Origin of the sequence: Rathayibacter rhapontici, from assembly GCF_001995175.1 — a bacterium.
In the GTDB taxonomy this organism is placed as follows: domain Bacteria; phylum Actinomycetota; class Actinomycetes; order Actinomycetales; family Microbacteriaceae; genus Rathayibacter.
Window position 1 is genome coordinate 95,438 of sequence record NZ_MUKN01000002.1, and the last position, 19,755, is coordinate 115,192.

A 19,755-nucleotide genomic window follows, 5' to 3' on the forward strand; every position below is an offset into this window, starting at 1 on the left:
GGGTCGCGGCGGGGCGCCGCACTCACGAGCCGGCGAACGGATCCACATGCCGCCACACCCGCCCGAGACCGACCTCGCGGCGCAGGGCGAGAAGGGGTGCGGCCGCCGTGTAGGCGCGACCCCGCTTCTCTCCGGTCGCTTCGAGGAGTCCGGCCTGCGCGAGCGTCGCCAAGTCGCGCGTAGCGGTCTGGGGGCTGATCGTCGCGCCCACCTCGGCGAGCGAGGAGATGTAGCGGCCTCTCGTCACCGTCGCGCCGAGGAGGGCGTCGAACAGCGCGTCCAGGGCGCGGTCGTCGACGCCGGCCGCGACGACCATCCTGCTCAGAGCCGTCGTCGCCTCGCTCGCGGCGGCGATGCGGAAGGCTCGCTCCTGCGCCTGGTTGAGGTGTGCGGTGAGCATGAACCGGATCCAGGGGCGTGATCGTTCGGGAGGCACGCGCCCCGGAGACCACCCCCAGCCGCCGACCTCGGCGAGCACGTCGTAGTACGCCTGCGTGTGGCGGCCGAGGTACTCCTCCGTCGAGAGGAAGACGGGCGAGACGTCGTCGTCGGCGGCGAGGACGAGGGACTGCAGGATGCGCGCCATGCGTCCGTTGCCGTCGCGGAAGGGGTGGATGAGCACGAAGTTGAGGTGCGCCATCGCTGCGTCGACGAGGCTGTCGCCGGTGCCGCGGACGGTCGTGGCCAACTCCTCCATCAGGGGAGGGAGGGCCTCGGCGGCGGCGCCTTCGTGCACGATGTCCCCGGTGGACTCCTGCTGCACGAACACCGGCCCGATCCGGTAGCGCCCGGGCCGCACCGACAGATCGTGCGAGGTCACCATGTAATGGAGGCTCCGCAGGAGGGTCGGGTCCACGACGACCGGGTCCTGCGCGAGCTGGAGGACGTACGTCATCGCGAGCTGGTAGCCGAGGAGGGCGCGGGCCGTGTCGTCGCCCACTCCTGCGGGCTGCTCGCCCTGAGCGAGTGCGCCCACCTCGTCGACGCTCGCGGTGATGCCCTCGATGCTGTTCGACCCCTGCACGTTGCGGGCGATCGTCATGCGACGCAGCGGCGCCGTCCAGCGGTTCGCCTGGCGCACCTGATGCGTCAGGGAATCGCTCACCGTCCTGATCTCGCGGCGGACCTGGAGTTCTTCGTCGGTGAGCTCGGGTGCGGTGTACATGGACCCTCCGTGACTATTAATAAGCATCATATGGCCTCGGGTTCTCCCGGGCGGGTTCAGAGCAGCACGGCTGCGCTGAGAGCGCTCCCGGGGGATCGCACAGGGCCTGCTTTGTCAATCGTCTTCACCGGGCGCCGCGGGTTTCTTACGATCGGCTGGTCGGGCCGGATCGCAGTGCCCGGGAGCAGCGAGGGGCGCAGTGCCGGACTTCTCGTTCCTCCGGCCGCGCTCGACGGCGGGGGCGATGCTCTCGGAGCTCGCCGCGACGGGCGCCCGGCTCGAGGGCCCCGACGTCCGGGTGACGAGCGTGACCGTCAGCGACCGCGAGGTCGAGCCGGGCGGGCTGTTCGCCGCGCTGCCGGGGCGGGGCGCGCACGGTGCCGACTTCGTCGAGCGGGCGCGGGCGGCGGGTGCGGTCGCGGTCCTCACCGATGAGGAGGGGGCTGCGCGCATCGCCGGACTGCCCGTCCTGGTCGCTCCGGATCCGCGGCGGTCCCTGGGACGGATCGCGGCGCGGGTCTACGGCACCGACTCCGCTCGCCCGCCGCTCTTCGGCGTGACCGGCACGAACGGCAAGACGACGACCGTGCACCTGCTCACGGCGGTGCTCGATCAGCTCGGGAGGCGCGTCGGCCACAGCTCGACGGCGACGCGGCGCAGCGGCCCCGTCGAGATCGCGAGCCGGCTCACCTCGCCCGAGGCTCCCGAGGTGCACGCGCTGCTGGCGCGCATGGTCGAGGACGGGGTGGACGCCGCCGCCCTCGAGGTGAGCGCGCAGGCGCTGACCCGGCACCGGGTCGACGGGCTGCACTTCGACGTCGCGGGGTTCACGAACCTCAGCCACGACCACCTCGACGACTACGGCGGCATGGACGAGTACCTGCGGGCGAAGGCGCGGCTGCTGCATCCGTCGCTCTCGCGCCGGGCCGTGGTGCTGCTCGATTCTCCGGCGGGCGAGCGGATGCGCGACCTCGCCGAGGTGCCCGTGGTCACCGTCGCGTCGGTCGCCGGCACCGATGCGGACTGGCGGGTCGAGGTGCTCGAGTCGACGACGACGCGCACCGCGTTCCGGCTGAGCGGGCCGGGCGGCTCGCTGACCACCTCCGTCCCCCTCGTCGGCCGGCACATGGCGGCGGATGCGGGGCTCGCGCTGGTGATGCTGCTGTCGGCCGGGCATCCGTTCGCGGCGCTCGCCGAGGCGGTGCGCGACGGGATCCGCGCGCGCGTGCCGGGCCGCTCGCTCCTGGTCTCGGGGGAGCGCGGGCCGCGGGTGTACCTCGACTTCTCGCACACGCCCGACTCGATCGAGAAGACGGTGGCGGCGCTGCGCGAGGTGACGCCGGGGCGCGTGATCGTGGTGCTCGGAGCGGACGGCGACCGGGATCCGTCCAAGCGCGCGCCGATGGGGCGGGCGGCGGCGGAGGGGGCGGACGTGGTCGTCGTGACCGACCACCATCCGCGGTCGGAGGATCCGGCGCGGATCCGCCGGGCCCTGCTCGAGGGGGCCCGTCTCGGCGGCGACGTGCGCGAGATCGCGGAGCCCGCGGAGGCGATCCGCTCGGCGCTGGGCTCGGCCACCGACTCCGACAGCGTGCTGTGGGTGGGGCCGGGCGACACCGACTACCGGCTGGTGCGCGGGGTCGAGGTGCCGTACTCGCCGCGCCGCGACGCGCGCGAGGCGCTGGTCGAGCTCGGCTGGGGCTGACTCGCCGCCGGCTGCGGGCGCCGCGCGCGATCCGTCGCGAACGGCCGCCTCCGGAGCGTCCGGGCGGCCGTTGGTGACGGATGACCGCGAGGCGGGCGACGGGGCGCGGCGGACGGGGCGCGTGATCCGTCTCGAAAGGCCGTCGCCGGAGCCTTCGGGCGGCCGGATGCGACGGATGACCGCGAGGCGGGGAACGGAGGACGGCTCGCGGGTGATCCGTCGTGAACGGCCGCCTCCGGAGCCTCGGGGTGGCCATTGGCGACGGATGACCCGGGGGCGCGGTTCCGGAGACGTGCAGGTCGTCTCCGGGAGGGAAGCCGAGAGCCGCATTGTCGGCCGCGCTCGGCGGCCGCGGCAACCCCGCCGACAGCGGCCGTCCGCGTCCGTAGCGTCGGGACGACCGGCGAGAGGGGACGGCAGATGACGATGCAGGAGCGCGACCAGCCGACGACGGCCGACCTGATGGTCGACCGGTTGCGGGAGTGGGGCGTCGAGCGGATCTTCGGGTACAGCGGCGACGGCATCAACGGGTTCATGGAGGCGCTGCGGCGCGGGGAGGACGCGCCGCGCTTCGTGCAGGCGCGGCACGAGGAGGCCGCCGCGTTCATGGCGGTCGGGCACGCGAAGTTCACGGGCGGCGTCGGAGTCGTGACCTCCACGCAGGGGCCGGGCGCGGTCCACCTCCTGAACGGCCTGTACGACGCGAAGCTCGACGGGGTGCCCGTGGTCGCGATCGTGGGACAGCAGAACCGCACGGTCCTCGGCTCCGGGTACATGCAGGAGATCGACCTGCGCGTGCTGTTCGCGGACGTGGCGGCGCAGTTCTGCCAGCTCGTGTCGACTCCGGAGCAGCTGCCGATGGTGCTCGACCGGGCGTTCCGGTCGGTGATCGCCACGCGCTCGCCGACGGTCGTGATCGTGCCCCACGACGTCCAGACGGCGCCGCCCGGCGAGCTGCCGCACGAGCACGGGACGGTGCCGACCGCGGTCGCGGCTCCGCAGCCGGTGGTGCTGCCCCGCGAGGACGACCTGGAGCGCGCGACGTCGCTCCTCGCCGAGGGGGAGCGGGTCGCGGTGTTCGTCGGGCAGGGCGCCCGGCACGCCCGCGCCGAGGTCGAGACGATCGCGCGCCGCCTCGGAGCCGGGATCACGACGAGCCTGCTCGGCAAGCCGTACGTCGACGAGACCCTGCCGTTCTCGACCGGCACGATGGGGCACCTGGGCACGACCGCGAGCGCCGAGCTGCTCGACGGCTGCGACACGCTGCTGATCGTGGGCTCGGACGATCCGTGGACGGAGTTCTACCCGGCGCCCGGGCAGGCGCGGGCGGTCCAGATCGACCTCGACGCCCGGGCGATCGGCAACCGCTACCCCATCGAGGTCGGGCTGGTCGGCGACGCGGCCGCGACGCTCTCGGCCCTGCTCGAGCGGCTGCCCGAGCGCGTCGGGTGGCGCGGGCGGGTCGCGGAGTCGGTCGAGCGGTGGCGGGGGATCGCGCAGCGGCGGGCGGCGGTGGCGGCGCGCCCCGTGAATCCGGAGCGAGTGCTGAGGGAGCTCGACGCGCAGCTGCCCGAGGACGCGCGGATCGCCGTCGACGTCGGCAGCGTCGTCTACTGGTACGCCCGCCAGCTGCACGTGCCGGCGGGAGCCGCCGCGCACCTCTCGGGCACCCTCGCCTCGATGGGCTGCTCGGTGCCGTACGGCATCGCGGCGAAGCTCGCCGACCCGTCGAAGCCGGTGGTGGTGCTCGCGGGCGACGGGGCGATGCAGATGCTCGGACTGGCCGAGCTGATCACGGTGGCGCGCCTCGCGACCGAGTGGGCGGATCCGCGGTTCGTCGTGTGCGTGCTGAGCAACCGCGATCTCGCGGAGGTGTCGTGGGAGCAGCGCGAGATGGAGGAGCAGCCGCGGTTCGAGGACAGCCAGGCGCTGCCGGACGTGCCGTTCGCGGCGATCGCCGAGCTGCTGGGATTCCGGGGGATCCGGGTGGAGGATCCGGAGGCGCTCGCCGGGGCGTGGCGCGAGGCGTTCGCCTGCGATCGGCCCGTGCTGATCGAGGTCGTCACCGATCGCGACGTGCCGCTGCTGCCGCCGTTCCCGGCGGGGGAGGAGAAGTCGGCGTCGATGCGCACGGCGCTCGAGCAGGAGGGCGCGGCGGGCGCGCACGCACTCGCGCTGCTCGAGGAGTACGCGAGCCACGAGCGGTGAGGGCCGGCTCAGGCGGCGGGGCGCTCCTGGAACCAGCGGACGAGCTCGCGCAGGGCCGGGAGGGTCATGCTCGTCCCGCGGTCGCCGGCGAGGTCCTCGAACGTGGTGCGGAAGCCCTCCGGCTGCGCGGTCTCGGGGACGGTCGCGTACGCCATCGACCACTCCGGGAACAGGCGCTCGGTCGTCGTCTCCTTGAGCAGGACGCGGATCGACTCGTGCCGGGGATCGTGCTCGATGGCGTCCATCCGCTCGCGCACCGCGTCGTCGGGGCCCTCGAGGACCTGGAGGAAGCGGCCGTCGCGGTGCAGGAGCATGCCGGTGAGGTCGACGCGCGCGTTGTCGGCGCGGCTCTGCTGCAGGAGCGACGCGAGGCGCGCTTCGTCGAACAGGGCGGTGGCGCGGCTGGAGTAGACGAGGGAGAGCATGGGACCGGCTTTCGGAGGGGTTGCTGCAGTCGACCACGATCGCCGACGCGGCGCAGGGACTGGCTGAGCGGGGTCGACTGCTGCTAGCAGCCCCGAGGAACATCGCAGAACGATGGATTACCGTGGCGCGGAACCGCGCCGACCAGGAGGAGACAGCATGACCGAGATCGGGATCCCCGAGGCCACCGCACTCGAGCAGCAGCGGCGCACCGTCGCGATCCTCGGGGCAGGAGGCGACCTCACCGAGCGACTGCTGCTCCCGGGGCTCGGACGGGTCGCGGAGCTCGCGCGCGACTTGGAGCTCACCCTCGTCGGAGCCGCCCGCACGCCGCAGAGCGACGAGGAGTGGCAGGGGCTCGTCCGCCGCAGCCTCGAGGAGGCGGGAATCGCGGCGCGCACCGTCGACGACCTCGCCTCGCGGGCGCGCTTCGTCGCGACGGACGCCTCCGATCCGGAGCAGCTGACGGCCCTGCTCGACGCGTGCCCGTCGACGCCCGTGCTCTACGTGGCGCTCCCGCCGGCCATGGGGCACGCGGTCGCCGAGTCGCTGGCGCGGATCGAGCTGCCGGAGGACCTCGTCGTCGCGATCGAGAAGCCGTTCGGCGAGGACCTCGACGACGCCGTCTCGCTCAATGCCGCCCTCGCGGCCGTGATCCCCGAGGACCGCCTCTGGCGCATCGACCACTTCCTCGGCAACGCGACGGTGATGGGGATGCTGGGCCTGCGCTTCGGCAACCGGCTGCTCGAGGCGAGCTGGAGCGCCGAGCACATCGAGAAGGTCGAGATCGTCTACGACGAGACGCTCGGGATCGAGGGGCGCGGGAAGTTCTACGACGGCACCGGGGCGCTGCGCGACATGCTGCAGAGCCACCTGCTGATGGTGCTGGCGCTGACGGTGATGGAGCGGCCCGACGAGGTCTCTCCGCAGGACGTCCACGCGCGGATGGCCGAGGCGCTCGGAGCGGTGCGCCTCTGGCGCGACGACCCGGCCACCGCCCGCCGCGCCCGCTACACGGAGGGGCGCCTCGACGGTCGCCTGCTCCCCTCCTACGTCGACGAGCCCGACGTCGATCCCGAGGCCGGCACCGAGACGCTCGCGCAGCTGCTCCTCCAGGTCGACGTCCCGCGCTGGGCGGGCGTGCCGTTCGTGCTGCGCTCCGGCAAGGGGATCGGCGACCCGCGCACCGAGGTCGCCGTGCACTTCCGGCCCTCGGCTCCGCCCCGCGGCCTCCGCTCGGGCGGGGAGGACGCCGGGACGGTCCTGCGCCTGTCGCTGATGGGCGGCGACGTCGGGCTCGACCTGTTCGTGAACAGCGCCGACGACCTGACCGACCTCGAGCGCACGACGCTGGAGGCGCATCCCGGGACCGCGACCCTCGACGCCTACGGGCAGGTGCTCGCGGGGATCCTGCAGGGCGACACCCTGCTGTCGGTGCCCGGGGACGTCGCCGAGCAGTGCTGGCGCATCGTCACTCCGGTGCTCTCGCACTGGGCCGACGGAGCGGCGCCGCTGGAGGAGTACGAGGCGGGGAGCACGGGGCCCGAGGCTGGTGAGCGACGCCGTGGCGGGTTCTCGACGGTGATCGGCCGTCGTCGCGCCTCGCGGCACGCGGCGCGCTGACACGGTGGGAGCAGTGCGGAGGAACCGCACGCCGGAGACGGCCGATCTCCCGAGGGGGAGCCATGCGCAGCACGACGACACCCGTTCGACTCCGAGGGGGACGCGCGTGATCACGATCCACCTCCGGTATCAGATCGATCCGTCGCTCCTGGACGTGTTCACCGAGTACGCGACGCGGTGGATGACCCTGGTCGACCGCTTCGGCGGGCAGCACCACGGCTACTTCCTCCCGGCGGAGGGCGACAGCGACGAGGCCTTCGCGCTCTTCACGTTCCCGTCCCTCGCCGAGTACGAGCGGTACCGGATCGACTCGCTCACCGACCCGGAGTGCATCGCCGCCTACGAGCTGGCGCGGGACTCCCGGTGCATCGTGCGCTACGAGCGGCGGATGCAGCGGCCGCTGCTGCCGGGTGGGGCGCAGGGCGCCTGAAGCCACAGGTGCTCGAAGGCCCTCTCGGCGGCGTTCGCGTGCGCGGCGTCGGCTGAGGGGGCGGGGTGGCGGCCGACAGCCGGACGAGCCCCTCCACGGCCGAGGTCCTGCGCGGCCGCCCGGGTCAGAGCGGGTCGATGCGGAGGATGCGGTCGTCGCCCTCGCGCGGCTCCAGACGGCTGTTCGTGTTGCCCGTGACGAACCAGAGCGAGCCGTCCGGGGCCGGGGTGACGGCGCGGATCCGCCCGTAGTCGCCGGTGTAGAGGTCGGTGGCGGAGGAGGGGTCCGCGACCGGCACCGTGCGCAGGCGCTCGCCGCGGAGGTTGGCGAGGTAGACGGTGCCGCCCAGCACCGCGACTCCGCTCGGGCTCGCGTCGGCGGGCGCCCACTGCTGCGCCGGGTCGACGAAGTCGTCGTCGCCGGCGACGCCCTCGGCCTCCGGCCAGCCGTAGTTCGCGCCGGCCGTGATGATGTTCAGCTCGTCCCAGGTGTCCTGGCCGAACTCGCTGGCGAACATCGTGCCGTCCTCGGCCCAGCCCAGTCCCTGCACGTTGCGGTGGCCGGAGCTGTAGACGAGGGAGTCGGGGTACGGGTTGTCGTCGGGGACGCCTCCGTCGGCGGTCATCCGGAGGATCTTGCCCGAGAGCGCGCCGAGGTCCTGCGCGCTCGCGCGGTCGCCCGCGTCGCCGACTCCCGCGTAGAGCAGGCCGTCGGGGCCGAAGGCGATCCGCCCGCCGTTGTGGAACGTCGCCGAGGGGAGGCCGTCGAGGATCGTGCGCTCGTTCTCGAGGCGGAGGGATCCGGGGGAGCCGGCGAGGTCGAAGCGCTGGATGCGGTTGCCGTCGGGGCCCGTCGAGTAGGCGTAGAGACGGCTCTGCTCATCGACAGCGAGACCCAGCAGCCCGCCCTCGCCCTGGTGCACGACGTCGTCGAGGTCGGCGACCTCGCGCGCCTCGCCGCTGCCGTCGAGCTCGAGGATCCGGCCGGTGTCGCGCTCGCTGACGAGCGGCGTCGTGCCGGCGAAGGCGATCGACCAGGGCGAGGTGAGGCCGGTCGTGATCTCGGTCGGAGCGGGCGCGCCGTCGCGGTGGCGGGGGTGGTGGCGGCGCCCGGGGTGCCCGCGGCGGTGCATCCGCTCAGGAGCGCCGCGAGGGCGGCGGCGGTCAGGCCGCGCGAGGTCGTGGTGCGGCGGGTCATGGCGTCTCCTCCGTGTTCGGTCATGCGGGGCGGTGCGGGGCGGCCGGACGCGTCGGGCGGAGGCGGCGGAGGACGCCGCGCGCGACCGCGGCCGTCGCTCCCTCACGCTAGGCGCGGCGCCTGCACGCTGCCAGGGCACCGCGTCCTCGCCGGCCCGAGTGCGGCCCGCGGGGACGGAGGAAGGGGACGTCAAGTCCTCTTCTCCCGACCGCCCGGTGAGGTGGACTGGACGCGACGGCCCGAGACCCGGCCGGGGAGCAGCAGGAGACCATGCCCGATCAGTACACGTTCACGAACCCGGCGACGCAGTACCCGAACACCACGCCTCCCGTGCAGCACCAGGAGGAGCCCGGGCTGCAGTCGCGCCTCGACCCGCGGCCCGACCTGGGGGAGGACACGTACCGCGGCACGGGCCGCCTGACCGGCCGGCGCGCGCTCATCACGGGCGCGGACTCCGGGATCGGCGCGGCGGTCGCCATCGCGTTCGCCCGAGAGGGGGCCGACGTGGCGCTCGCGTACCTGCCCGAGGAGGAGGAGGACGCCCGGCACGTGATCGAGCTGGTCCGCGCCGCCGGGCGCACGGCCCTCGCGCTCCCCGGGGACCTGCGCGACCAGCGGTACTGCACCGAGCTGGTCGAGCAGGCGGTCGAGGGGCTCGGCGGGCTCGATGCGGTGGTGAACGTCGCAGGCAAGCAGGTGTGGCAGGAGGACCTGCAGGAGCTGAGCGACGAGCAGTTCCTCGAGACGTTCCAGGTCAACGTGCTCGCGATGTTCCGCATCGTGAAGGCGGCGGTGCCGCACCTGGCGCCCGGATCGACGATCATCACGACCGCGTCGGCCGAGGCCCACACGCCCGCACCCGACCGCCTCGACTACGCGATGACCAAGGGCGCGATCAACAACCTCTCGAAGGGTCTCGCGCAGCAGCTCGCGCCGAAGGGCATCCGCGTCAATGTCGTGGCGCCGGGGCCGACCTGGACCGTGCTGCAGGTCACGGACGGCGTCGACCCGCAGAGCCTGCCGGACTTCGGCTCGAGCGAGTCCCCGATAGGGCGCCCGGCCCAGCCGGCCGAGCTCGCGCCCGCCTACGTGTTCCTGGCGTCGGCAGAGTCGAGCTTCGTCGCGGGCGAGACGCTCAACGTGAACGGCGGCATGCCGACGCCCTGACGCCCGGCTTCTCCGCGATCCGTCGCGATCGGCCGCCCCCGGGCGCCGGACCGGCCGTCGCTGACGGATGACCGAGCTGGCCGAGTACCCCCGCCGACTCCCGGACATCGCGGATCTCGATACGCGCGCTCCGCGCGCTGCTCGATCAGCAGAGAGGAGCGCGCGGCGCGTGCTGCCTGCAGCGGCAGAAGCTCAGGCAGGAGTGCTGCTCAGCCACCATCACGGCTGGGCAGCGCTCTCGGCCGAGCTTCTGCACGCCCGCTCCCCTTGCTGGTCGAGCAGCCCCGCAGGGGCGCATCGAGACCCACCGACTCGGAGACGCCCGCGGAGCGGGCTGCTCGATCGGCGGATCCCGTCGTCACACCGCGCGCCGCAGCACCAGCACCGTCACGTCGTCGTCGTTCGCGCCGCCCTCGGCCCGCGCGCTGATGCGCGCGACCGCATCGGCCGCGTCGGCCGACTGCGACACGAGCGCGGCGACGTGCTGGAGCGACTCCACCCGCCCGTCGTACAGGTCGAGGATCCCGTCGCTGCAGCTGACCAGCGAGTCGCCCGGCAGCAGCACGAGCTCGGCGGTCGCCCAGGCGTCCTCGCCGATCCCGACCGGCAGGTTGTGCGAGGCCAGGCGGTCCCAGGTCCCGTCGGCGTGCACGTGCAGCGTCAGCCCGTGGCCGGCGTCGAGGTAGCGCACGACGCCGGTGGTCTCGTCGAGACGCGCGTGGAACATCGTGGCGAAGGACGCGGTGTCGCCCAGGTCCGAGGCGAGGCTCTCGGAGGCGCGCGACGCGGCGACCGCGAGGTCGTCGTGGTTGCGAGCGCTGCGCACGACCGCGCGGACGGTGGCCGCGATGATGCCGGCTCCGACGCCCTTGCCCATCACGTCGCCGACGGTGAAGGCCGCCCCGCCCTGGATGTCGTACCAGTCGAAGAAGTCGCCGCCGATGGCGCGCGAGGGCAGGCACACACCGGCGAAGGCGTAGCCCTGCAGCTCGGCGCGCTCCTTGGGCAGCAGCGCCTGCTGCACGGCCGACGCCTGCGCCAGCTCGAGGTGCGTGAGCTTCTCGCGCGCGCTGATGTCGGCGACGCGCTCGCGCGCCATCCGGGAGAGCTCGTTGACGACCAGGGCCGCGAGGCCGAAGGCGCCGGCCGAGAAGACGCCGCGCGCCAGCTCGTTGGGGTTCTCCTCGAGCGTCGAGCCGAGGAGGAACGGGAGGACGAGCCCTGCGACGACTCCGAGGCTGGCCAGGGCGATGTGCCGCCGGCCCGGCCCCGCCGCGACCCACACGGTGGGCAGCACGGCGAGGGAGGCGAAGATCGACGCGCTCTCGCCGGTCGCGAAGCGCAGCACGCCGACGGCCAGGAAGTCGATCGCGGGGATCACCAGCGCCACCCGGCCCAGCGCGTCCACCCGCGGCATCACCGCGGCCAGTGCGGTCGCCGCGACCATCATCAGCACCGCCGCGACCAGTGCGGTCGCGCTGGTGACCACGAGGGTCGGCACCGACACGGTGAGCGCGACGGCGACCAGGAACAGTCCGAGGACCGGGAGCTGCTTGACCAGCGGGGTCTGCTCGTCGAACCCGTTCGCCGTCAGGGCGAGGGAGTCGACCGGCGGCAGCTTCCGGACGCGGCGGCGCGCGAGGACGGGCTTCACGGCGTCGGGGCGGGGCGGTGCTTCGCGATCGTCCAGACGTTGCGTCCGTGCTCCCGCTCGTGCTCGAAGGTGTCGACCAGCGCCTGGATGAAGGGGATCCCGCGACCCGACTCGGCGAACTCGTCCGGCATCTCGACGACCGTCTCGGTGTCGACCATCGGCGGGTCGGCGGTGTCGACCAGCGTGGCCCGCAGGACGCGCTCATCCGCCACGAGGCTCAGCTCGCAGATGATCGTGGTCGTCGAGGAGGCGTGCTGGACCACGTTCGAGACGAGCTCGACGAGCGCGGTCTCGAACATCATCCGCTCCATCTCGTCGACGTCGGTGCGGTCCTGCCACAGCGTCTCGAGGGCCGAGTGCACGGTCTCGACACCGTCCGGAGGAGTCCGGAAGACGACGGAGCGCTCAGACACGGTAGGCGTCCTCGGCGCTGTCGAAGCTCGCCAGGACGCGGTCGAGGTTCGAGAGCCGGAGGACCATCGAGACCTGCGGGCTCGGGGAGGCGATGCGCAGGTCGCCGCCCGCCTGACGGGCGCTCTTGAGGCAGCCGACGAGGGCGCCGAGTCCGGAGGAGTCCATGAACTCGATGCCGCTGAGGTCGACGACGACGCGGTTCTCGCCCTCCTCGATCACGCGCAGCACGAGGGTGCGCAGCTCGGGGGCCGAGACCATGTTGAGCTTGCCTTCGCCGCGGACGACGGCGATGTCGGGCTCGATCTTCTCGGTGGTGAACGTCATGCGGACTCCTTCTCGGGAACGGGGGACTCCTCGGGGGAGAAGCCCTGGTAGTGGACGGCCTGGAACAGGACGCTGAGGACGACCAGATCGTAGATCGCCCAGGCGATGTTGACGCCCGTGCCGATCGGCTCGGCGCCGTTCACCACGAGGTGGAACGTGCCGACGACGATCGCGATCACGAGCAGCACCATGACCACGAGCTGCACCTTGATCAGTCTCCACGGCGTGCCGGTCGACTCCTGCCGCGTCTTGGGGGTCACGGCGAAGCCGAGCGGGATGCGCAGGATCACGTTGTTCACCGCGGTCCGGCACGCCTCGATCCAGACCGGGAACAGGGCGAGGCTGTACTGCTGGCCGCGCCAGGTGGGCGTGCCCTTCGCCGAGACGAGGAACAGCAGCTGGTTCGCGATCATGAACGGGATGAACCGGACGAAGAAGTCCGCCGCCAGCGAGGACACCGGCAGGATCCCGAGCACCAGGAACACGATCGGCGCCGCGAAGTAGACGACCGCCGCGTAGCCGCTGAGGTAGCTCCACATCGTCGCGAAGTACATCAGCCGCTGCGGGATCGAGAGGGCCCGCTGCAGCAGCGGGTTCTCGCGGAGGAACACCTGCATCGTGCCCTGCGCCCAGCGCAGCCGCTGCACGAGCATGGTGCCCGCGTCCTCGGGGGCGAGGCCGTCGGCGAGCAGCTCGTGGTGGTAGACGGTCTTCCAGCCCAGGCCGTGCAGGCGCATGCAGGTCGCCATGTCCTCGGTGACCGAGATGGTCGCCAGCGGCATGATCGGCTGCGCCTCGTCGGGCCGGTCGACGGCGATGCCCTGCAGGACCGCCTGCACCGACTCGAGCGCGTTCAGCGGAGAGAGGTCGCGGTCGGCGAGCGACGAGACGATCTGCTCGATGTCGACGATCGTGTCGCCGTCGCCTCCGTCGGCCCGCGCGAGCGCGCGGATCTCGGCGAGGTCCTCCTCGAGTCCGGCGACGTCGGAGGCGACCAGGGAGTAGCTCGCCTGGTCGACGGCGCGGTGCAGGTCGTAGGTGATCGAGCCGATCGGCGCCCCGGAGGCGAGCGCGGTGCGCGCGTGCGCGATGGCCGCCGAGACGTCGTCGAGGGCGCGGGCGACCGCGGCGTCGCGGGCGGCGGGGTGCGAGCGGGCCTTGGCGACGGCGCGGGAGGCGGTGCGCAGAGCCCGCGCGATGCTCCGGTCGAGCTCGCGGATGTACCCGGTGATGCCGAGCTGCATCAGCGCCTCGCGGCGCAGCATCGCGTTGGAGCCGCAGAAGAAGGCGGCGTTCCAGCCGTCCTTGCCCTGCTGGATCGGGCCGTAGAACAGCGGGGCCTGGCTGCCGAGCGGATCGCCGGTGGCCACGTTCGAGAAGACCTGGGGGGTCTGCACGAGGGCCACCTCCGGGTCGCGGAAGTAGCCGAGCGTGTGCTCGAGGATCTCGGGCCGCGGGATCTGATCGGCGTCGAGGATCAGCAGGAACTCGCCCGTCGTCTGCTCGAGCGCGTTGTTGAGGTTGCCCGCCTTCGCGTGCCGCGGCATGTCCTTCCACGCCTGCGAGCGGGTGATGTAGCCGAGCCCCGCGCCCTCGGCGGCGGCGCGCATCTCGGGCCGGTCGCCGTCGTCGAGCACCCAGGTCGAGTGCGGGATCCGCGCGGCCTGCGCGGCGAGCGCGGTCTCCATCACGAGCTCGATCGGCTCGTTGTAGGTGGTGATGAAGATGTCGACCGTGGCCTCAGGGTCGGGCTCGGGGGGAGCCGGCCGGCCGCGCGCGCGCCACATCGTCATCCCGTAGAGGCAGACGTCGATCAGGCTGTAGGTCTCAGCGGCCACCAGCGGCACGGCGATCCACCAGGCGTCCCAGTTCAGCGAGGCGATCCAGCGCCAGGTGACGTAGTTGACGCCGAGCACGATCGTGAGCAGCACGATGATGCGCAGGAGCAGCATGCGCGCCGGGGAGACGAGCGTGCTCTCGGTGCCCGGCCCCGTCACTCCGCTCTTCTTCTTCCTCGCGTCGTCGCGGTGGGCGCTCATCGCGGCACGATCCCGAACAGGAAGCGCGTCTTGACCATGACCCAGAGCAGGGCCAGGACGACGACGTAGGCGAGCGAGTCGATCACGATGCTCCCTCGATCGAGGAACGGGAGGTTGGCGACGATCAGCACGAAGAGCACGTGCATCACGAAGACGTAGAGGGTGGCCTGGCCGAGCGGGATGAGGAACCAGCCCAGGAGCCGGTGGATCGGCTTCCAGAGGAGGCTGAGGAGCGCGTACCCGGTGACCGTCACGAGCAGCACGTTCAGCACGCGACCCGGGTCGAGCGTGGTGCGCTCGAAGGCGACGGAGTAGATCGACGAGAACGTGTTCGCCGGCACGAGGTCCAGCCGCAGGTCGTAGGCGCTCGAGAGGTACGGGTTGTTCCACGAGAACAGGGCGAGCCCGACCGTGGCGATCACCGACACGGCGAGCACGATCCGCCCGGCGCGGGTGGCGAACCAGCCCAGGATCTCGCGCCGGTGGAAGCCTGCGACCATGCCCGTCACGAACAGCGCCTGCCAGGTGAGCAGCGGGAACGAGTCCTCGAACTGCGAGGGCAGCAGGCGCAGGCCGAGCAGCATCTGCAGCACGTAGAGGCCCCAGCTCACGGCGAGCACGAGGATCCAGCGGCGCCGCGAGAGCGCCCACAGGATCAGCGGCGCGAGCGCGAGCATCACGACGTAGAGGCCGAGGACGTTGACCTGCCACGGTCCGATGCGCAGGAGCGCGAGGTCCACGATCACCGACGGATCGACGGGGTAGCGGACGAGTCCCTCGAAGCCGGCGTAGAGGTCGTAGACGCGTCCCGTGGCCTCGCTGCCCGCGGCTCCGGTGCCCTGGTCGACGTAGGTCGTCGCCGGCACGGCGTTCAGGAACGGCACGAGGCTGACGAACCCGACGATCAGCGTGACGACGATCGCCGTGACGTAGAGCTTCCAGGCGCGCGCGCCGGTGCGCAGCGTCACCTCGCCGATGCCGCCGCCGACGATCTTCGGGCGGTGCACGAGGCCGAGGACCGCGCCCGAGAGCAGCACGAACAGCTCCGCTCCCGAGACGATGCCGATCGCCTCCTGCGTCGCGTTCTGGAAGACCGAGACGAGGGCGAGGTGGTTGATCACGACGAAGACGATCGCGCCGCCGCGGAGGAGGTCGATCCGCAGGTCGCGCGAGGGCGGCCCGTCGTAGGCGAACCGGCTCGTGCGGCCCCGGAGCAGTCCCCAGACCGTCAGCGCGACGGCCGCCAGCAGGACGGCCGCCACGACGATCCACGCGGCGGCGCCGTCGATCGTGCCGCCGCCCGTGCTCACCGGCCCGACCGTGCCGTAGGGGGCGTAGAGCGGGCCGAAGACGAGCTCGGTGCCGGCCGCATCGGCGCGGAACGCCGACGCCGTCTCCTCGCTCGTCGAGATGCTCCAGTCGATGACGACCTCGCCGACCACGGCGCGGGCAGACGACGAGTCGCGCCACAGCACGACGTCCAGCAGCGGGTGCTCCTGCTCGGAGGCGGCCGCGAGGACCTGGCGCCACCACTCCTGCTTGATCTCGAGCGCGCCGGGCCCGCCCGCTCCGGGGCTGAAGAACGCGGCCGTCTCGAGCATCATCGGGGTGCCGGTCGCCGCCGCGAAACGCTCGTAGAAGTCGAGGTCGCCGCCGCCGTCGAGCGCCGTGTCGAGGGCGCCGGCGCGAGGCACCTCGTTCAGCGGCTGCCCGCCTCCGCTGGGGTCGTGGTACGCCGAGAGCCCCACCCAGTCGACGTACTCGTCGCCCGGGTAGTAGGGGCCGTAGGGGTCGTCGCCGGCGGCGAGCCGGCCGTCGCCGTCGGTGTCGAGCGCCGGGTCGGCCCCGTCCGGCTCGGCCGTGAAGGGGTAGGCGCCGCCCGCGACCGGGGACCACACCACGACGGCGCCGGGCAGGTCGGCCCGCACCGCCTCCGAGAAGAGGCGGAAGGCGTCGACGTAGGCCTCCGGATCCTGGCCCCACTGCACCCAGTCCGCGTTCATGTCCGGCGCGAAGCGCAGGTAGAGCGGCAGCGCCTCGTCCTGGCGGGCGCGGGCGAGAGCGTCGACCGTCTCGTCGGCATCGGCCTCGTCGAAGCCGACGAGGTCTCCGGAGGGGCGCAGCGTGATCGCGGCCAGCGCGCCCTCGCCCTCGGCCTGCCTCAGGAACTGGGCGAGGTACGTCGTCTCGTCGTCCGACACCGGCAGCGTGGCCGAGTGCTCGAGCACGGCGGAGGAGGCGCCGAGGCGCTCGCTCTGCTGCGCCGCGCTGTCGATGCTCCAGTCCAGGCTCGCTCCGAAGTAGGCGCCGGAGTCGGGCACGAGCACGTCCGCGGACGGCGCGCTCTCGGCGGCGGCCGCCGCGGGCGCGCCGACGAGCGCGAGCGCGAGGGCCGACGCCGCCAGGAGGAGGACGCGTGCTCGGTGCGGGTCACCGCGCTTCACGTGCGGGTCACCACCAGGACGGTGATGTCGTCGAGCGCCTTCTCCGAGGCGGCGAGGTCGCGGATCGCCGCGAAGAACTCCTGCGTGCTGCCGCACGAGCGGGCGAGCGCGGTCGCCTCGGCGAGCGACTCGAGCGTGCCGTCGTAGAGGTCGAGCAGGCCGTCGGTGAACGAGACGAGGGAGTCGCCGGGCGCGAGTTCGACGGTCTGGTCGGCCCAGCCGCCCTCGGCGGCGATGCCGAGAGGCAGGCCGAGCGACGCGAGGCGCTGGAACGAGCCGTCCGGGCGCAGGAGCACCGACAGTCCGTGGCCGGCGTCGACGAAGTCGAGGCGCCCGGTCGCGCTCTCGAGCCGCGCGTGGAAGAGGGTGGCGAACGTGCCGGTCACCGCGAAGTCGTCGAGCAGCTGCTCGTTGACGGCCGCGACCGCTGCGCTCGGAACGGATCCGGAGCGCGCGTGGAACGCCGAGCGGACGCCGGCGCCCACGATCGCCGCGGCCGCGCCCTTGCCCATCACGTCGGCGAGGGTGAGGTCGATGCTCTCGTCGCCGCCGCGCCAGCTGTAGAAGTCGCCCGCCAGCCCATGCAGCGGGATCGACAGGCCGGCGAGCTCGTAGCCGGCCGGGTGCGTCTCGTCGGCGGGGCTCAGGCGCATCTGGACGTCGGCCGCGCGGTCGCGCTCGACCCGGTCGCGGAGCTCCCGCTCCACCCAGTCGCCCAGCTCGTCGAGCAGCGCCTGCTGGTCGGCCGAGAGGTCGCGCGGCACGAAGTCGAGGAGGCAGAGGGTGCGACCGCGAGGTCGGCCTCGACCATCAGCGGGCGGCCGGCGTAGAAGCGCACGTGCGGGGCTCCGGCGACGTTCTCGTGCTCCGCGAACTCGCCGTCGGTGCCGAGGTCCGGGATGACGAGCATCCGCTGCTCGCGGAGCGTCGCGTCGCAGAAGGTGCCGGCCCGCGGGTACTCGAGCGGCCAGCCGGGCAGCTGCGGCGACTTCGTGAAGAGGGTGGTCTCGTCGAGGAAGTGGATCTCGGCCACCGCCACGCCGAAGAGGTCCTTCGCCATCCGGGTGATCCGGTCGAAGCGCTCCTCGGGGGGCGTGCCCATGATGTCCAGCTCGTCGAGGGCGGCGAGCCTCGGATCCGGCACTCGGTCTCCCAGCATGGCGTGACTCCTCCGGTCGACGGTCCCGAGCGCGGGCGATCGTCACCGCCCAGCGGTGCACCCACGACTCTGCACGGAGCTTCGGCGCCGAGGGCCGGATAGATGGGAATCGTCACAGAAACACCCACTGACGGGGGGTCGGGGAGGGGGCGTCGTCCACCGCCGTTCGAGTAGCCGCGAAGCGGCGTAACGAGACCCGCGTGCTCCGGCCGCGGTGGATCTCGATACGGCCGCTGCGCGCCCTGCTCGATCAGCAGGGAGGGCGTCCTGCGGCCCTTCTCGATCAGCGCGGAGGGACGCCACCCTTGCTGGTCGAGTAGCCCCGCAGGGGCGTATCGAGACCCGCGTGTCCCGGGCGGTGGTGGATCCCGATACGGCCGCTGCGCGCCCTCCTCGCTCAGCAGGGCTCCGTCACTCCACCCTCGGCCACTCGCTCGTCAGGTACGCCTCGATGGCCCGGTGCCGGAATCGGTACAGCGTTCCGCGGTCGATGATCCCGCGCACGGAGCTTGATAAGGTTACCGCCCGCGGGCGAGCAGCCCGCTCTCTCCACGTGACGGCGGATCTCGGAACGGCTGCTGCGCGCCCCACTGGATCAGCAGGACGGCGCCCTCCGGGCCTCGTCGATCAGCGCGGGTGTTCGTGGGCCCGCGGTTCTCGCGGGCGCTGCCCGCTGGTCGAGCAGCCCGCAGGGGCGTCTCGACATCCGCCGCTCACCGCCCCGGAGGCGGCCCCGTCGTCGCGCGCTGCACCAGCTGCGTCGGCAGTCGCACGTGCAGCGAGCGCGGCGTCTCACCCGCCATCAGCGCCGTCAGCATCTCGGCCGCGGTCGAGCCGAGGGTCTGCATCGGCTGCCGGACCGTCGTCAGCGGCGGATCCAGTCGCGACGCCTCCGGCACGTCGTCGAAGCCGACCACCGAGAGGTCCCGGGGCACGTCGAGCCCGATCCGCGCCGCGATCTCGATGATCGCGATGGCCGACACGTCGTTCGCGGCGAACACGGCGGTCGGCCGGTCCGGGAGCGACAGCAGCGCCGAGGCGGGCCGGCGCGCGGTGTCGTGCTGGTACAGGCCCACGTGCACGAGCCGCTCGTCGAACGCGATGCCCGCCTCCGAGAGCGCGGCGCGGTAGCCGGCCTCGCGCAGGCGCGCCGAGCGCAGGTCCGGACGGCCGGCGACGAAGCCGATCCGGCGGTGCCCGAGCTCGACGAGGTGCCGCGTCGCCTGCAGCGCGCCGCCGTAGCTGTCGGACTCGACCGTGGGCAGGTCGGCCCGGCCGGTGTGCGGGTCGATGGCGACGAGGGGGATGTCCGAGGCCGCGGTGAGGACCGTCGGCGTGACCATGATCGCGCCGTCGATCAGGGTGCCGCTCAGGCGGCTCAGCGAGCGCCGCTCCCAGCCCTCGCCCTCGCCCTGGTGCGAGCCGCTGTAGGCGAGCAGGTCGAAGCGCGAGCCGCGGAGCTCGGCGCCGACGCCCTTCAGGATCTCGGCGCTGAACGGCTCGAAGTCGGCGACGAGCACGCCGATCACCCCGGTGCGCCGCGAGCGCATGCTGCTGGCGACGAGGCTCGACTCGTAGCCCAGCTCGCGCACCACGTCGAGCACGCGCGTGGCCGTCGCGGCAGCGATGCCGTACCGGCCGTTGACCGCCTTCGAGACCGTCGCGACCGAGACTCCGGCCGCGGCGGCGACGTCGTGGATGGTCGGACGGTGACTCACAGGACCGACCGTAACCCGCGCCGACGCCGTTTGGAAAATGATTTCGAAAACGTTTGACGGTGTCGCGGAGCAGTACGGAGACTGA

General features: G+C 72.9%; 16 protein-coding genes. 5 read left to right on the forward strand and 11 right to left on the reverse strand.

Features of this window, described 5'->3' with window-relative positions; translation table 11 throughout:
- Positions 1 to 22: 22 nt before the first annotated feature.
- Entirely contained in the window at positions 23 to 1,165 is a 1,143-nt protein-coding gene (locus B0T42_RS01300) for a Fic family protein (RefSeq protein WP_158078005.1), read from the reverse strand.
- 199 nt (positions 1,166 to 1,364) lie between these two features.
- Here B0T42_RS01300 and B0T42_RS01305 point away from each other — a divergent pair, with 199 nt between their 5' ends.
- Both B0T42_RS01305 and B0T42_RS01310 read left to right on the forward strand, forming a co-directional pair.
- On the forward strand, positions 1,365 to 2,870 hold the full coding sequence (locus B0T42_RS01305) for a Mur ligase family protein (protein ID WP_236720042.1): 1,506 nt from the start codon (positions 1,365 to 1,367) through the stop codon (positions 2,868 to 2,870).
- Between the two features lie 420 nt (positions 2,871 to 3,290).
- Positions 3,291 to 5,078 (forward strand): thiamine pyrophosphate-requiring protein, encoded by a 1,788-nt coding sequence (locus tag B0T42_RS01310; RefSeq protein WP_446737342.1) that lies wholly within the window; start codon positions 3,291 to 3,293, stop codon positions 5,076 to 5,078.
- Positions 5,079 to 5,086: 8 nt separating this feature from the next.
- On the opposite strand, the gene B0T42_RS01315 is transcribed toward B0T42_RS01310, so the two are convergent.
- Positions 5,087 to 5,503, reverse strand: coding sequence for a BLUF domain-containing protein (locus B0T42_RS01315; RefSeq protein ID WP_077221629.1), 417 nt, complete (start codon positions 5,501 to 5,503; stop codon positions 5,087 to 5,089).
- 157 nt (positions 5,504 to 5,660) lie between these two features.
- Here B0T42_RS01315 and B0T42_RS01320 point away from each other — a divergent pair, with 157 nt between their 5' ends.
- Together B0T42_RS01320 and B0T42_RS01325 are read left to right on the forward strand one after the other, a co-directional pair.
- Positions 5,661 to 7,124, forward strand: a complete 1,464-nt coding sequence (locus B0T42_RS01320) for a glucose-6-phosphate dehydrogenase (RefSeq protein WP_077221630.1) — start codon at positions 5,661 to 5,663, stop codon at positions 7,122 to 7,124.
- Positions 7,125 to 7,230: 106 nt separating this feature from the next.
- A complete protein-coding gene (locus B0T42_RS01325) occupies positions 7,231 to 7,554 on the forward strand; it encodes an NIPSNAP family protein (RefSeq protein ID WP_077221631.1) in 324 nt (107 codons plus the stop codon).
- Between the two features lie 124 nt (positions 7,555 to 7,678).
- Here B0T42_RS01325 and B0T42_RS01330 read toward each other — a convergent pair whose 3' ends face one another.
- Entirely contained in the window at positions 7,679 to 8,686 is a 1,008-nt protein-coding gene (locus B0T42_RS01330; protein WP_094742650.1) for a PQQ-dependent sugar dehydrogenase, read from the reverse strand.
- A gap of 335 nt (positions 8,687 to 9,021) precedes the next feature.
- Between B0T42_RS01330 and B0T42_RS01335 the strand changes: the two genes are divergently transcribed.
- Complete coding sequence (locus B0T42_RS01335) at positions 9,022 to 9,918, forward strand: SDR family oxidoreductase (protein ID WP_077221632.1); 897 nt, start codon at positions 9,022 to 9,024, stop codon at positions 9,916 to 9,918.
- A gap of 358 nt (positions 9,919 to 10,276) precedes the next feature.
- On the opposite strand, the gene B0T42_RS01340 is transcribed toward B0T42_RS01335, so the two are convergent.
- The 8 genes from B0T42_RS01340 to B0T42_RS01380 all read right to left on the reverse strand — a co-directional run bounded on the left by B0T42_RS01340 (position 10,277) and on the right by B0T42_RS01380 (position 19,670).
- Complete coding sequence (locus tag B0T42_RS01340; protein WP_077221633.1) at positions 10,277 to 11,572, reverse strand: PP2C family protein-serine/threonine phosphatase; 1,296 nt, start codon at positions 11,570 to 11,572, stop codon at positions 10,277 to 10,279.
- On the reverse strand, positions 11,569 to 11,985 hold the full coding sequence (locus B0T42_RS01345; protein ID WP_077221634.1) for an ATP-binding protein: 417 nt from the start codon (positions 11,983 to 11,985) through the stop codon (positions 11,569 to 11,571). Before B0T42_RS01345 ends, B0T42_RS01340 begins: the two co-directional genes overlap by 4 nt.
- On the reverse strand, positions 11,978 to 12,310 hold the full coding sequence (locus B0T42_RS01350; protein ID WP_055785281.1) for an STAS domain-containing protein: 333 nt from the start codon (positions 12,308 to 12,310) through the stop codon (positions 11,978 to 11,980). Before B0T42_RS01350 ends, B0T42_RS01345 begins: the two co-directional genes overlap by 8 nt.
- Positions 12,307 to 14,262, reverse strand: a complete 1,956-nt coding sequence (locus B0T42_RS01355) for a glycosyltransferase family 2 protein (protein ID WP_077221661.1) — start codon at positions 14,260 to 14,262, stop codon at positions 12,307 to 12,309. Before B0T42_RS01355 ends, B0T42_RS01350 begins: the two co-directional genes overlap by 4 nt.
- A gap of 83 nt (positions 14,263 to 14,345) precedes the next feature.
- On the reverse strand, positions 14,346 to 16,793 hold the full coding sequence (gene opgC / locus B0T42_RS01360; RefSeq protein ID WP_077221635.1) for an OpgC domain-containing protein: 2,448 nt from the start codon (positions 16,791 to 16,793) through the stop codon (positions 14,346 to 14,348).
- Positions 16,790 to 17,446, reverse strand: a complete 657-nt coding sequence (locus B0T42_RS01365; protein WP_269087481.1) for a PP2C family protein-serine/threonine phosphatase — start codon at positions 17,444 to 17,446, stop codon at positions 16,790 to 16,792. The genes opgC and B0T42_RS01365 overlap by 4 nt, the downstream gene beginning before the upstream one ends.
- On the reverse strand, positions 17,437 to 17,952 hold the full coding sequence (locus B0T42_RS20880) for a GAF domain-containing protein (RefSeq protein ID WP_077221637.1): 516 nt from the start codon (positions 17,950 to 17,952) through the stop codon (positions 17,437 to 17,439). The genes B0T42_RS01365 and B0T42_RS20880 overlap by 10 nt, the downstream gene beginning before the upstream one ends.
- 713 nt (positions 17,953 to 18,665) lie before the next feature.
- Entirely contained in the window at positions 18,666 to 19,670 is a 1,005-nt protein-coding gene (locus B0T42_RS01380; RefSeq protein WP_055785306.1) for a LacI family DNA-binding transcriptional regulator, read from the reverse strand.
- Positions 19,671 to 19,755 lie beyond the last annotated feature (85 nt).

Coding starts and splice junctions, on each gene's coding strand:
- B0T42_RS01300 (WP_158078005.1), bottom strand. CDS start 1,165: ATGTACACCGCACCCGAGCTCACCGACGAAGAACTCCAGGTCCGCCGC.
- B0T42_RS01310 (WP_446737342.1), top strand. CDS start 3,291: ATGACGATGCAGGAGCGCGACCAGCCGACGACGGCCGACCTGATGGTC.
- B0T42_RS01315 (WP_077221629.1), bottom strand. CDS start 5,503: ATGCTCTCCCTCGTCTACTCCAGCCGCGCCACCGCCCTGTTCGACGAA.
- B0T42_RS01320 (WP_077221630.1), top strand. CDS start 5,661: ATGACCGAGATCGGGATCCCCGAGGCCACCGCACTCGAGCAGCAGCGG.
- B0T42_RS01330 (WP_094742650.1), bottom strand. CDS start 8,686: ATGCACCGCCGCGGGCACCCCGGGCGCCGCCACCACCCCCGCCACCGC.
- B0T42_RS01335 (WP_077221632.1), top strand. CDS start 9,022: ATGCCCGATCAGTACACGTTCACGAACCCGGCGACGCAGTACCCGAAC.
- B0T42_RS01350 (WP_055785281.1), bottom strand. CDS start 12,310: ATGACGTTCACCACCGAGAAGATCGAGCCCGACATCGCCGTCGTCCGC.
- B0T42_RS01355 (WP_077221661.1), bottom strand. CDS start 14,262: ATGCTGCTCCTGCGCATCATCGTGCTGCTCACGATCGTGCTCGGCGTC.
- B0T42_RS01365 (WP_269087481.1), bottom strand. CDS start 17,446: ATGCGCCTGAGCCCCGCCGACGAGACGCACCCGGCCGGCTACGAGCTC.
- B0T42_RS20880 (WP_077221637.1), bottom strand. CDS start 17,952: ATGCTGGGAGACCGAGTGCCGGATCCGAGGCTCGCCGCCCTCGACGAG.